Annotated in this window: 13 protein-coding genes; 10 read left to right on the top strand and 3 right to left on the bottom strand. The window is 37.3% G+C overall.

The window, feature by feature from the left end:
* The first annotated feature begins 7 nt into the window (after positions 1–7).
* Positions 8–1,687, top strand: a complete 1,680-nt coding sequence (locus SFC32_RS01320) for an ABC transporter ATP-binding protein (protein ID WP_411049482.1) — start codon at positions 8–10, stop codon at positions 1,685–1,687.
* Positions 1,680–2,510 carry an energy-coupling factor transporter transmembrane component T family protein gene (locus SFC32_RS01315; protein ID WP_074564318.1) on the top strand — a complete coding sequence of 277 codons (831 nt, stop codon included), beginning with the start codon at positions 1,680–1,682 and terminating at the stop codon, positions 2,508–2,510. Before SFC32_RS01320 ends, SFC32_RS01315 begins: the two co-directional genes overlap by 8 nt.
* A 42-nt stretch (positions 2,511–2,552) precedes the next feature.
* Here SFC32_RS01315 and ktrA read toward each other — a convergent pair whose 3' ends face one another.
* The 3 genes from ktrA to rsmG form a co-directional block, all read right to left on the bottom strand.
* Entirely contained in the window at positions 2,553–3,224 is a 672-nt protein-coding gene (gene ktrA, locus SFC32_RS01310) for a potassium uptake transporter gating subunit KtrA (protein ID WP_074564317.1), read from the bottom strand.
* Between the two features lie 12 nt (positions 3,225–3,236).
* Positions 3,237–4,610 carry a TrkH family potassium uptake protein gene (locus SFC32_RS01305; RefSeq protein WP_411049483.1) on the bottom strand — a complete coding sequence of 458 codons (1,374 nt, stop codon included), beginning with the start codon at positions 4,608–4,610 and terminating at the stop codon, positions 3,237–3,239.
* A 75-nt stretch (positions 4,611–4,685) separates the two neighbouring features.
* Positions 4,686–5,399: a 16S rRNA (guanine(527)-N(7))-methyltransferase RsmG gene (gene rsmG / locus SFC32_RS01300; RefSeq protein WP_074564313.1), complete on the bottom strand. Its 714-nt coding sequence runs from the start codon at positions 5,397–5,399 to the stop codon at positions 4,686–4,688.
* 289 nt (positions 5,400–5,688) lie between these two features.
* On the opposite strand from rsmG, the gene SFC32_RS01295 reads away from it, so the two are divergent.
* The 8 genes from SFC32_RS01295 (at position 5,689) to dnaI (ending at position 13,059) form a co-directional block, all read left to right on the top strand.
* Positions 5,689–6,240 (top strand): LemA family protein, encoded by a 552-nt coding sequence (locus tag SFC32_RS01295; RefSeq protein WP_014335211.1) that lies wholly within the window; start codon positions 5,689–5,691, stop codon positions 6,238–6,240.
* Positions 6,241–6,352: 112 nt separating this feature from the next.
* Entirely contained in the window at positions 6,353–7,252 is a 900-nt protein-coding gene (gene htpX, locus SFC32_RS01290; RefSeq protein ID WP_411049484.1) for a zinc metalloprotease HtpX, read from the top strand.
* Between the two features lie 141 nt (positions 7,253–7,393).
* A complete protein-coding gene (locus tag SFC32_RS01285; protein WP_411049485.1) occupies positions 7,394–7,930 on the top strand; it encodes a YceD family protein in 537 nt (178 codons plus the stop codon).
* Positions 7,931–8,170: 240 nt separating this feature from the next.
* The gene (locus SFC32_RS01280) at positions 8,171–8,863 is read left to right on the top strand and encodes a response regulator transcription factor (RefSeq protein WP_006532917.1); all 693 of its coding nucleotides are present in this window, start codon (positions 8,171–8,173) and stop codon (positions 8,861–8,863) included.
* Between the two features lie 104 nt (positions 8,864–8,967).
* Positions 8,968–10,332, top strand: a complete 1,365-nt coding sequence (locus SFC32_RS01275) for an ATP-binding protein (RefSeq protein WP_411049486.1) — start codon at positions 8,968–8,970, stop codon at positions 10,330–10,332.
* A 181-nt stretch (positions 10,333–10,513) separates the two neighbouring features.
* Positions 10,514–11,008 (top strand): transcriptional regulator NrdR, encoded by a 495-nt coding sequence (gene nrdR, locus SFC32_RS01270; RefSeq protein WP_074560815.1) that lies wholly within the window; start codon positions 10,514–10,516, stop codon positions 11,006–11,008.
* Entirely contained in the window at positions 10,995–12,146 is a 1,152-nt protein-coding gene (locus SFC32_RS01265) for a DnaD domain protein (protein ID WP_411049487.1), read from the top strand. The genes nrdR and SFC32_RS01265 overlap by 14 nt, the downstream gene beginning before the upstream one ends.
* A 10-nt stretch (positions 12,147–12,156) precedes the next feature.
* Positions 12,157–13,059: a primosomal protein DnaI gene (dnaI, locus tag SFC32_RS01260; RefSeq protein WP_074560813.1), complete on the top strand. Its 903-nt coding sequence runs from the start codon at positions 12,157–12,159 to the stop codon at positions 13,057–13,059.
* The last annotated feature ends 2 nt before the right edge of the window (positions 13,060–13,061 follow it).

The raw sequence follows: 13,061 nt of genomic DNA, 5'->3' as shown, positions 1-13,061 counted from the left end.
AAAATTCATGGAGCCCCTTATTCAGTTTAAGGATTTCACTTTTAAATATGATGCTCAAGCAGAGCCGACCTTAAAATCCCTTAATCTATCTATTGAGAAAGGGCAGAAGGTCTTGATTGTTGGACCGTCGGGATCAGGAAAATCAACCATTGGACAGTGTTTAAATGGGATTATTCCAAACATTAATCATGGTGAAAAAAGAGGTCAATTGACCATTGCAGGCAAGGATGCTTTTGATTTGTCGATTTATGACAAATCGCATCTTGTGTCTACGGTCTTGCAAGACCCAGATGGCCAGTTTATTGGCCTAACAGTGGCAGAGGATTTAGCATTTGCGCTTGAAAATGATTGTCTTCCGTTGGATCAAATGACTGACAAGATCAATTATTGGGCTAATAAGCTCGATTTGACGGCATTCCTAGATAGCCGTCCACAGGATTTATCGGGTGGTCAGAAGCAGCGCGTGAGCTTAGCAGGTGTTTTGATTGACGAGAGTCCGATTTTGCTTTTTGATGAGCCGCTGGCAAATCTAGACCCTAAATCTGGGCAAGAAACGATTGAACTGATTGATCGTATTCACCAAGAAGGGCAAACGACAACGATTATTATTGAACACCGTCTTGAGGATGTGCTTTATCGTCAGGTGGATAAAGTTATTTTGATTAATGATGGTCAGATATTATTTGATGGGCATCCAGATGATTTGTTAAAGAGTAACTTACTGGTTGAAAATGGAATTCGTGAGCCTCTTTATGTGACAGCTTTGAAAGATTTAAATGTCGATGTGACCAAAGCAGAGCATTTGTCAGATTTAAGTCAGTTAGATTTATCGGATATTACCGTGGCTGGTTTAAGTCAATCAGCAAATATAGTGCCAAAAGACCCTATTTTAGAAGTGAAGCAGCTAAAGTTTAGTTATCAGGAAAATCAACCGATTTTAAAAGATGTTAGCTTTGCTATTCATAAAGGTGAACGTATTGCCATCGTTGGGAAAAATGGTGCAGGAAAATCAACCTTAGCCAAAGCTCTTTGCCAATTCATCAAACCAACAGCAGGTGATATTTGCTACCAAGGACAACCAATTATGGAAGATTCTATCAAAGAACGCGCTGAGAAAATCGGCTACGTCCTTCAAAATCCAAATCAGATGATTAGTCAAACTATGATTTTTGATGAGGTTGCATTAGGTCTTCGCTTGCGTGGGGTGAATGAGCAAGAAGTTGAAAAACGTGTTCTTGAGACCTTAAAAGTTTGTGGTTTGTATGAATTTAGAAAATGGCCGATTTCAGCTTTATCATTTGGACAGAAGAAACGTGTGACCATTGCTTCTGTTTTGGTTATGAATCCAGAGATTATTTTATTGGATGAGCCAACAGCTGGGCAAGATAAACGCCATTACACTGAAATCATGACCTTCCTCAATCAGCTAAACAAAGCTGGACACACTATTATCATGATTACGCATGATATGCAGCTGATGTTAGAGTATTCAGACCGTAGTATTGTGGTGAGCGATGGGAAAATCATTGCAGATTGTTCCCCAGTTGCCCTTTTTAGTCAAGCCGAAGTATTGGAAAAAGCTAATCTGAAAAAAACAAGTCTTTTTGACTTGGCTGAAAAAATCGGTATTAACCCGATTGATTTGACGCATTATTATATTAAACAGCAAGGAGGATGCAATGGCTAATCATTTTATTGGTTATCAAAGTGGTCAAGGCTTCCTATACCACTTATCTGGAGCTAGTAAATTAATCTTCTTCATCTTGGTATCAGTAGCTTGCATGACAACTTATGACACACGCTTGATTGCACTTGTTGCTGTGACTTCGCTTTTGTTATTTAAATTGGCAAATATCCGCTGGAAACAAGTATCATTTGTGATTAAGTTCATTGGCTTCTTTGCGCTTTTGAATGTGATAATGGTCTATTTATTTGAACCAAGTTATGGTGAGAGTATATATGGTGCTAAAACGGTCTTATGGCAAGGTTACGGTCGTTTCTATCTAACTAGTCAGGAATTATTTTATCTCTTTAATTTGGCCTTAAAATACTTCTGTACAGTGCCTTTAGCAGTTCTATTTTTGATGACAACGCACCCCAGTCAATTTGCTTCAAGCCTTAATCAAATTGGTGTTCCTTATAAGGTGGCTTATGCCGTTAGTTTAACACTACGCTACATTCCAGATGTTCAGGAAGAATTTTACATGATTCGAATGTCTCAAGAAGCGCGAGGACTTGAATTATCTTCAAAAGAGAAATTGATGAAACGTATTAAAGGAAATTTACAAATTGTGATTCCTTTGATTTTCAGTTCTCTTGAACGTATTGACACGGTTTCAACAGCGATGGAGTTGCGCCGTTTCGGGAAAAATAAAAAGCGTACTTGGTACACTTATACAAATTTCACTTCAGCAGATATTATGACAATTGTTTTAGCTGTTTTGATTGTGGCAGTGACATTGTTACTTTTTAAATGGAATCATGGAAGATTTTACAATCCATGGCAATAAAATAGAAAAGCGTAATGCTCTTTAGAGCATTACGCTTTTTGTTTATTTTAAATAACCAAGGTAATCGAATTTTTCAAAGGTATCATCGCTGGCGATTGCAATGACTTCTGTATCAGCTTCAAATGCTTTGTTGGGATCGATGTGAGTATCGATAGCTGATGATGTTGTTTGACGAGTGCCGATGATATTGATTTCGTATTTGTTTCGAACATCTAGTTGAATTAGATTTTTACCAACCCAAGAATCTGGAACAGAAAATTCTACCATGGCTAATTTTTCTTCCAAGTGAACAATGTTTTCGATGTGATGGCGAAGCATATTGGCTGCAACACGTTTACCTGAGTCGCGTTCTGGCATGATGACTTTGCTAGCCCCGATACCGTAAAGAACTTCTTCATACGTTTTGGTTTTAGCTTTAGCGATGATATTTTTCACACCAAGTTTCTTACAGTGCATTACCGCTAGAACTGATGATTCGAGGTTATTACCAGTAGCAACCACGACAGTGTCACATTGATTAATCCCAAGAGCCTTCAAAAAGTCAATGTCAGTAATGTCTCCCACGGCAGCTTTTTTGACCACCTCAGAAACATTTTGAACAAGGCTTGGGTTGGCGTCAATAGCGATAACGTCTTGTTCAAATTTACTAAGTTCTTTGGCAACGTTTCGTCCGAAAATTCCAAGGCCAAGAACACCAAATATTTTTTTTCTCATAAATTTCCCTCTCTAACCGACGGTAATATTTGTCTGTGCGTATTGAATATCTTTTTCTTTCTTTTGAAGTAGGCTAAGAAGAACGGTAAGCGGACCGACACGTCCGATAAACATCATAGCCATGATAATGATTCTTCCACCAGTTGATAATTGCGGTGTTAAATCCATGGAAACCCCGACCGTAGCAATGGCAGAGACAGCTTCAAATAGCAGTGCTAAGGGGTCGTGATGTGGTTCTAGTTGAAGAAGAAGCACATAGCCAACAATTAAGACTGAGAAGAAGAAAATCAGAACTGTCAACGTTTGTTTGATGACACGATTTGGAATAATGCGGTGTCGGAAAGTTACTTCTGTTTGACCAGCTAATTCTGATTTAAAGAGTAAGAAAGTAATGGCTACCGTTGTCACTTTCACCCCACCAGCAGTACCACCTGGAGCACCACCGATAATCATCTGAATCATGTAGAGGATGTTAGTGGCGGGATGAGTGTCCAGATAAGAAATGGTTGCAAAGCCAGCGGTCCTCATTGTGACCGTTTGAAATAAGCTAACCATAAATTGCTGGAATGGATTGTATTGCCCAATGGTTTTAGGGTTATTAGCCTCGATAAGCCAAGTTAGTACCGTTCCTAGAAGTAAGAGGACAGCTGTAGTAGCAAGTACCAATCGTGTTTGATTGCTTAGCTGACGTGTAAAGGTTTTAAGGCGATAAGGTCTATCTGCGAAGAAGTGCTTGATAGCTCGTTTGATATCAACCCAAACAGCAAAACCAATCCCCCCAGAAATAATCAAAGCCATAAAGAGTAGATTAAGCAGTGGATTGAGAACAAAAGGTTTTAAACTATCTCCACCAAGGTTATCAAAACCAGCATTACAAAAAGCAGAAACTGCAAGGAAGATAGCATTGAAAATTCCGTGTCCCAGTCCGAATCTCGGAATAAAATCGATGAGAAATAGCGCTGCAATCAAGCTTTCAATAATAAAGGTAATCTTATAAACGTTGAACAAATAACGTTTAAGGTGACCACTATTGTCATAACTAAGGGCGGATTGTAAGATATGTTGTTCAGATAAGTTCATCCTTTTTCTAAGGATATAGGTACTAACGGCAAGCAAGGTTACCAATCCAAGACCACCAATTTGCATCAAAATGACAGCAATGACTTGCCCAAGACCGTTGTAAACATCAGCCACAGGAAAGACCGATAAACCAGTCACACAAACCATCGAAACCACTGTAAACAAGTGGTCAAGATATCCTGTTGCTGGGGCGTTTTGATAGTGGGTAATAGGAAGTGATAACAAGATGCTTCCTATCAAGATGACAATCAAAAAACTAAAGGTTAACCGTTGAGTGCCAGATAGCCGTTTTAAAAATCTAGTCAATTGAAATATCCCTTTCCATAAAGATAGCAATTAAGTGGCTATTATAGCAAGCCACTTAGTTTTTGTATTGTCCCATTAAAGAGGTTTTTTATTTGGCATACCTGCTTTGCGTGGGTATTTGTTTGGTGTTTCTTTTTTCTTTTCAAGAATAGTGATTTGACGACTATCACCATTTGGTAATTCATAATGATAGTTTTCAATAAGTTTTGAAAAGAGAACTGACATAGCATTTTTAGCATCAGCTAATTCTTCTTCGGCAGCAGAAGCTTTAAGTGCAATCAACTGACCACCGACTTTCAAGAAAGGAATAGTTAATTCTGTTAGAACTTGAAGACGTGCAACAGCGCGTGCTGTTACGATATCATAGCTAGCACGAAAAGCCTTATCTTGTCCATAATCTTCAGCGCGTCCATGGTAGAAGTGAACACCGTCTAACCCAAGTTCATCAGCCAAAAGATTAAGGAAATTGATGCGTTTGTTTAGTGAATCGATGATTGTCACATCAATAGCTGGGCACAAGATTTTGATAGGAATACTTGGAAAACCAGCTCCAGCTCCAATATCCAAGAGGCGAACATCTTGGTTAGTGATTTTGCCTTGCAAAACAGGTGCAATAGAATCGTAAAAGTGTTTAAGATAAACGCCTTCTTTGTCAGTGATGGCTGTCAAATTGATTTTTTGATTCCATTCAACCAAAAGCTCGAAGTAGCGTTCAAATTGTTTCTTTTGAGTATCAGTCAAGTCAAAGCCTTGCTGACGAAGTTTGTCATAAAATTCTTCAGGTGTCATATTGTTTGTTTAAAGAAAGTGATTTAAACTCCTTTTCTTTAAGTGTCCTTTCCATTTCAATCTATATCACCTTATTTTACCATAAAAAGTTTTGGAGTGATATCTATGACCTGTTTTGGATACGGTCAATTTTAACAGACTTTAGCTAATTTCTTTTAGATTGTGATGAAAATTGATATAATGGTTTTGAAAAGATTTAAATCGTTTTCGTGGGAAGCTTTTTACCTAGAGCCTTGGGGTTAGAAAGCTTAATTCAGTTAGAATGGGTGTCATACCCGAGGAGGAATTTATGATTTTTATTATTATTGCTATCATTGCCGTCCTAGTACTCTGGGGAGTTACTGCTTATAATGGACTTGTGAAAAGCCGCATGCAAACCAAAGAATCTTGGAGTCAAATCGATGTTCAATTGAAACGTCGTAATGACCTGATTCCAAACTTAATTGAAACAGTTAAAGGTTATGCTGCTTACGAAGAAAAAACATTTGCTAAAATTACAGAATTGCGTAGCCAAGTAGCACAAGCACAAAGCCCTGCAGAAGCAATGCATGCTTCAAACGCTCTTACAAAACAATTGTCAGGCTTGATTGCTGTTGCTGAAAATTATCCTGAACTTAAAGCAAATAATAGCTTTATTAAATTGCAAGACGAATTGACAAATACTGAAAATAAAATTTCTTATTCACGTCAATTGTTCAACACAACTACAGCAAACTACAACGTGAAGTTGGAAACATTCCCAACTAATATTATTGCAGGTCTTTTCGGATTTAAACCAAGTCAATTTTTGGAAACACCTGAAGATGAAAAAGAAACACCAAAAGTATCATTTGATTTTTAATCAATTCAAAAAATAACTTTTAAGACAAGTTATCTTAAACGAAAGGAATATAAAGAGTCTCTTTAGGTGGTTCAATGAGCTTAGAGAGACTCTTTCATTATAAGAGAAAATTATGTTATATGATCAAATTGCCAGCAATAAGCGCAAGACAGTTGTTTTGCTCTTTGTCTTCTTCTTGATTTTGGCAGCTATCGGTGCAGCAGTTGGATACCTTTGGTTAGATAGTTTAAGTTTTGGTGTTGTCATTGCTCTGATTATCGGTGGTATTTATGCAGTGAGCATGATTCTTCAATCCACTAATGTCGTCATGGCAATGAATAATGCGCGTGAAGTGACTGAAGAAGAGGCACCACAACTTTATCATATCGTTGAAGATATGGCTATGGTTGCACAAATTCCAATGCCATGTGTCTTTATTGTTGAGGATGAGTCGCTTAATGCTTTTGCCACAGGGTCAAGTCCTGAAAATGCTGCCGTGGCAGCAACAACAGGTTTGTTAGCTTTGATGAATCGTGAAGAACTTGAAGGAGTTATCGGACACGAAGTTAGCCACATTCGAAATTATGATATTCGTATATCGACAATTGCTGTTGCTCTTGCTAGTGCTGTGACAATGATTGCAAGCTTTGGAAGTCGTATGATGTGGTTCGGTGGAAGTAATCGCCGCCGCTCTAATGATCGTGACGAAGGAGCTATGGGGATTATTGTGCTCATCTTGTCTTTGATTTCGCTTTTCTTGGCACCACTTGCTGCTACCTTAGTTCAGCTTGCCATCTCACGTCAACGTGAATTTCTTGCCGATGCTAGTTCTGTGGAATTAACACGAAATCCAGAAGGCATGATTAAGGCTCTTCAAAAACTTGAAGACTCATCACCAATGCATCATCCAGTAGACCAAGCTAGTGCTGCTTTGTATATTAATGACCCATTTAAAAAAGGTGAACGATTTAGTTCACTCTTTAACACCCATCCATCTATTGCCGATCGAATCGATCGTCTTCGTCATATGTAAATGGTAAAAGCTCACAAGTTATTGTGAGCTTTTATCCATTATTCATAAGAATTCTAATATAATGAATTTGACATCAATATCATAAAGACAAGAGCTAAAAAAGCTGGTATAATGGTAAGGAAATTTAAAAGAGGTAGAATAATGATGATAGCTATTTCAGAAATAAAGAAAAATGCTGAGGGGGTTGCTTTTAATGAATCTTTGAATATTAAAGAAAAATTAATGCAACGCTCAAGCGAAGTTTTAGACGTCAAAGCAGTTTCTGTAAACGGAATTGTTTCATACGATGATGGATTGTACCTATTGAATTATCGATTGGATTATACAATTACTTTACCATCAAGTCGTTCAATGCAACCTGTTGATGTTCACCAAGTTGAAGACGTTTCAGAGGTATTTGTTGAGTCAGCTGACCTTCACGCCAAAGAAGACTTGGTCAAAGAAAATCTTGCTTTAGTATTAGAAGAGGATGTTATTGATTTGGAAGAAAGTGCGATTGATAATATTCTTTTAACAATTCCTATACAAGTCTTGAGTGATGAAGAACGTCAATCAGATGACATGCCATCAGGACAAAATTGGTCTGTCATGACAGAAGAACAATACGAAGCATTACAAGATGAAAAGAAAAAAGAAAACAACCCATTTTCTGCTTTAAATGGCTTGTTTGAGGATTAATATAATTTTCATTAAAAAGATAAAATTTTCTTGAATTATCGTTTATACTTTGATATACTTTTAGGGCAATATAGTATACTTGGCTGAGTAGGTCATTTTTGAGAATTGTATTAAAAAGGGATAGAGTGATGGATGGATTCTTTCTCATAAATTGAGCGAAAATTAAAACGGTAACGATAGCTGTGTACTAGGCAATTATTAGATTTTATAATCTTTACATTAAATAAAAGGTTGGTGACAATGAGTAAAAAGATTTTAATTATTGAGGATGAAAAAAATCTTGCACGCTTTGTGTCTTTAGAATTACAACATGAGGGGTATTCAGTAGTTGTTGAGACAAATGGACGTTTAGGGCTTCAAACTGCATTGGATGATGATTTTGATTTGATCCTATTAGATTTGATGTTACCTGATATGGACGGATTCGAAATTACACGTCGTCTTCGTTTGGAAAAAGACACATCAATTATCATGATGACTGCTCGTGATTCTATTATGGATATTGTTGCTGGTCTTGACCGTGGAGCAGATGATTATATTGTAAAACCATTTGCTATTGAAGAATTACTCGCTCGTGTTCGTGCAGTATTCCGTCGTCAAGATGCTAATTCTAAACAAGACAAAGAAGGTCAAGCAAAAGAAGGTCTCTTAGGTCTTCGTTTGAACCCACAAAATCGTTCTGCAGTTCGTGGTGATGATGAAATTTCATTAACAAAACGTGAATACGATTTGTTGAGCGTGCTTCTTTCAAATGTTAATCGCGTAATGACACGTGAAGAACTTTTGGCAAGTGTTTGGCGTTATGATACAGACATCGAAACAAATGTCGTGGATGTTTACATCCGTTACCTACGTGGTAAAATTGATATTCCTGGTAAAGAATCATATATCCAAACTGTTCGTGGAATGGGTTATATTATTCGAGAAAAATAATGATAAAGTGCTTTAAAAAGTCATTATCTAAAAAAATTTCAGTAAAAACTTTTCTGTGGGTTTTGTTGATTTTATCAGCTTTTAACTTAGTTATTTATTTTGGTGTGACACGAATTTTTCTTTCAAAAGATTGTTATAACACCGAGCAATCCACAGAAGTTGTTCGTGAATTTTTATCTAAAGAAACTTCTCTTTCGCAAGAGAAGTTATTAGATTTGTTGAATCAATATGGTGCTTCAGGCTCGCTTGTCGAAAATGACGATAAGAAGTATATTCTTGATAGGCAAGGCGGCATTGACGAATTGATTTTTGATAATCAAGAAGTTTCTGTCTTTAATAAAGATAAACAATTAGTTTTGACAACCGATAAAGTACTATCGACAATGAAAATTGGAAAAGTTGGTGAAACGGTGATGTACCGTTCGCCAGCTTTTACTGGTTTTTACCAGAGTGAAAAAATTTATTCCAAAGATAGTCGAAAAGTTATTGGTTACGTAACCGTCTACCAAAGTATTGCTTCGTATTTTATGGCGCGTCATACTTTTGTAGTGATTGCTTTGCTATGTGAACTTGTCGAAGCTTGTGTGATTTTTTATTTAGTTCTTGCGGTATCGCATAGGACGTTGAGGCCACTTCGTGACTTTCAAACATTTGTTGATAAACTCGCTGAAAGTCCAAGTGAATTAGCTTTACGTTCGGATATTCAATCTGGTGATGAAATTGAAGATTTGTCACAAACTTTTGATAGTGTTTTAGAGCAAATTGAGAGATTTGCTAAGCGGCAAACACGCTTTGTTAGTGATGTTAGCCATGAATTGCGCACACCGATTGCTGTCATCAAGGGGCATTTAGGCTTGTTGCAGCGCTGGGGAAAAGATGACCCAGAAGTTTTATGCGAGAGTCTTGATGCCGCTTATCATGAGGCGGATCGCATGTCAATTATGGTAAATGACATGCTAGATATGATTCGTGTTCAAGGAAGTTTTGATCTTCATAAGGGAGAGGTTACAGATTTAAAACAATCCATTGACGTTGTTTTAGGAAATTTCCGCATTCTGTATCCTGATTTCCGTTTTTCACTCGTTTCAACGGTTGAAGATTGTATTTATGCAGAGATTTACAAGCATCATTTTGAACAAGCTATTTTAATCTTGATTGATAATGGCGTAAAATATTCTTCAGGTAGTAGAAATATTCATGTGACTTTGGATGTTTTAGGAGAGAATGCGATTGTAAAAGTTCGAGATGAGGGTGAAGGAATCTCGCAGGAAGATTTGAATCACATCTTTGAGCGTTTCTATCGCACAGATAAGTCACGTAATCGTGTTTCGACACAAGGTGGGCTTGGAATTGGCTTAGCCATTCTTAAGCAAATCGTAGATGCTTATAACCTCAAAGTTAGCGTTAGCAGTGTGGTTGACGAGGGAACTGAGTTTACTTTAGTTATCCCTAGGGTTATGGCAAAATAACATTAAAAGACAGACTGAGCTCTCTTCTCGGTCTGTTCGTTTTTCTAATGAAGTATGTCATGATATTTTGTTAGAAAAGGGAAAGCGACAACTGAACCGGCTTGGACTGGTATTACTTTCATAATGAGTGAATTTATGTTAAAATTAAGTATTAGAATAATTGGTAGAATGGGGTGTTTGTATGCGTTGTCCAAAATGTAATTATAATAAATCGAGTGTCATCGATAGCCGTCAAGCAGAAGATGGTAATACGATTCGACGACGCCGAGAATGTGAAAATTGTCATGCGCGTTTTACAACCTTTGAACGCGTTGAAGAACTACCCTTGTTAGTCATTAAAAAAGATGGAACGCGTGAACAATTTTCTCGTGAAAAAATCCTAAATGGAATTTTTCAAAGCGCACAAAAACGTCCAGTATCAAGCGATGATATTGAACAGGTGGTGTCTCGTATTGAACAAAAAATTCGTAGCGAATACGAAAGTGAAGTTCCGAGTACTGTGATTGGTAATCTGGTCATGGATGAGCTGGCAGAACTTGATGAAATTACTTATGTTCGTTTTGCCTCAGTTTATAAATCATTTAAAGATGTTGATGAGATTGAGGAACTTTTGCAGCAAATTACGAATCGTGTGCGTAGCAAGAAGAAAAGAAGTAAGCTAAATGAGACCGATTGATGAATTTTCTTATGTCAAAAACAATAAGGTTTTGTTGGATTCTGATAGTCTAAGTCAGCTATATCATCCTGTTATCGGGAACCATGCGGTGCTTTTGTATGAGTATCTGCTTGCTTTCTTTGATGATGGTATCAAACGTCATAAGTTTAGTGAGATTTTGAATCACTTACAGTTGAGCATGCAAGAAGTCGAGGAAGCTCTGGCTATCTTAACCGCAGTAGACTTACTGGTTTTATACCAAACACGAGATGCTTATGTTTTGAAATTACAACCTGCCTTAAATCGCGAAACGTTCTTAGCCAATGCAATTTACCGTCGTTTATTAGAACAAAGGATTGGTGATGTTGCGGTGGCTGAGTTGGATGTGGTTCTGCCTGATGGTGCGCGTGATGTTTCTAAGAAGTTCTCTGATATTTTTTCAGTAGATGAAAATCCAAAAGTGCCTAAGACAGTGTCAAAAAACCATTTCGATTTGGACAGTTTTGAGCGTTTAATGTTACGTGATGGTTTGCAATTCAAAGATGAAAAAACTGATGTAGTTAAGATTTATAGTCTAGCTGATAAATACAGCATGAATTGGTTTGACATTTATCAATTGGCAAAAAGTACGGCTATTAATGGTAAAATTTCGCCACAACGAATGACGGTACAGCTTGAGCAGAAAAAAACAGCTAATAACCAAACCAAAGAGCAATTTGATGCTAAAGAACAAGTGATCATCAGAGAAGCTAAACAAGCTTCTGCCAAGGAATTTCTTGAAAAAATCAAAGCACCCCGTCGTGCTGTGGTTACTGAAAGTGAGCGCAAAGTTTTAGAAGAACTGGCTAATATGGATTTCCTAGATGAAGTCATTAATGTGATGGTTCTTTACACTTTGAATAAAACGCAGTCAGCCAATATCAACAAACCTTATATCATGAAGGTGGCAAATGATTTTGCTTACCAAAAAATTACGACAGCAGAAGCGGCTGTTCTTAAGATGCGTAGTTTCACGCAACGAAATAAAGAACGCAAAGCTAAAGCAAAAGTGACTAAAACTAATGTTCCAGAATGGACAGCAAAAGAATACAAACATGTTGCGACAGCTGAAGAAAAGGCAAAACTTGAAGAGCTTAGACGTAGCATGTTAGAAGATTAAGGAGTGAGTGATGGAAAAAATCGGACAAACCTTGGCTAAACAGCTTCGCCAAAGTCGAACTGATCTTAATGAATTGACTCAAGCTATTTTAGCGGATAAGGAAATTGCTGATTTTATCACGTCAAATGGCTTGACTCAAGAGCAGATTAATCGTAGCCTCCCTAAGTTTAACCAATTTATGGTTGAACGCGAGAAGTTTCAAAATCAAGATGCTTCATATGTGGCAAAAGGTTATAAGCCAGCTCTTAGCATGAATGAAGGATATGCTGATGTCATTTATTTAGAGACTCGCGAGTTGGTAGAAGCTAAAAAACGTCAAGATATTAAAAACCGTGTGACCTTGATTGGTTTGCCAACAAGTCTTAAGCATATTTCAACTGATGATATTGACCTTGGGGATCCTAATCGTATTGAGATTTATAATTATTTGAATGATTATATTAAAAATCTTGAGGACAAACCACAAAAAGGACTCTATGTCTTTGGAACTTTTGGTGTCGGGAAATCTTACTTGATGGCTTACTTAGCAAATCGCCTGTCAGCTAAGTATGGTAAGTCAACAACTCTCTTGCATTTTCCAACTTTCTGTGTTGACATTAAGAATGCCATTAATACTGGTACTGTGAAAGAGCAGATTGACCAAATTAAGCAATCTGAGATTTTGGTACTAGATGATATTGGTGCTGAACAACAAAGTTCTTGGATTCGTGATGATGTGCTCCAAGTGATTCTTCAGTATCGTATGCAAGAAAATCTGCTAACGTTCTTCACTTCTAACCTTGATTTTAAGGGACTTGAAGAACACTTTTCAATCTCACGTTCTGGTGATGAAACTTGGCAAGCCAAACGTGTCATGGAACGTATCCGTTATTTAGCTCGAGAAATTCATCTCCAAGGTGAAAATCGACGTTAGAC

Source organism: Streptococcus sp. TATVAM-FAB8, from assembly GCF_046592795.1.
In the GTDB taxonomy this organism is placed as follows: Bacteria; Bacillota; Bacilli; order Lactobacillales; family Streptococcaceae; genus Streptococcus; species Streptococcus ruminicola.
Note: the sequence above shows the minus strand (reverse complement) of the source record. Positions and strands in the feature narration are given on the sequence as shown.

Coding starts and splice junctions, on each gene's coding strand:
- dnaI (WP_074560813.1), top strand. CDS start 12,157: ATGGAAAAAATCGGACAAACCTTGGCTAAACAGCTTCGCCAAAGTCGA.
- SFC32_RS01315 (WP_074564318.1), top strand. CDS start 1,680: ATGGCTAATCATTTTATTGGTTATCAAAGTGGTCAAGGCTTCCTATAC.
- htpX (WP_411049484.1), top strand. CDS start 6,353: ATGTTATATGATCAAATTGCCAGCAATAAGCGCAAGACAGTTGTTTTG.
- SFC32_RS01265 (WP_411049487.1), top strand. CDS start 10,995: ATGAGACCGATTGATGAATTTTCTTATGTCAAAAACAATAAGGTTTTG.
- nrdR (WP_074560815.1), top strand. CDS start 10,514: ATGCGTTGTCCAAAATGTAATTATAATAAATCGAGTGTCATCGATAGC.
- SFC32_RS01280 (WP_006532917.1), top strand. CDS start 8,171: ATGAGTAAAAAGATTTTAATTATTGAGGATGAAAAAAATCTTGCACGC.
- ktrA (WP_074564317.1), bottom strand. CDS start 3,224: ATGAGAAAAAAAATATTTGGTGTTCTTGGCCTTGGAATTTTCGGACGA.
- SFC32_RS01320 (WP_411049482.1), top strand. CDS start 8: ATGGAGCCCCTTATTCAGTTTAAGGATTTCACTTTTAAATATGATGCT.
- SFC32_RS01285 (WP_411049485.1), top strand. CDS start 7,394: ATGATGATAGCTATTTCAGAAATAAAGAAAAATGCTGAGGGGGTTGCT.
- SFC32_RS01295 (WP_014335211.1), top strand. CDS start 5,689: ATGATTTTTATTATTATTGCTATCATTGCCGTCCTAGTACTCTGGGGA.
- rsmG (WP_074564313.1), bottom strand. CDS start 5,399: ATGACACCTGAAGAATTTTATGACAAACTTCGTCAGCAAGGCTTTGAC.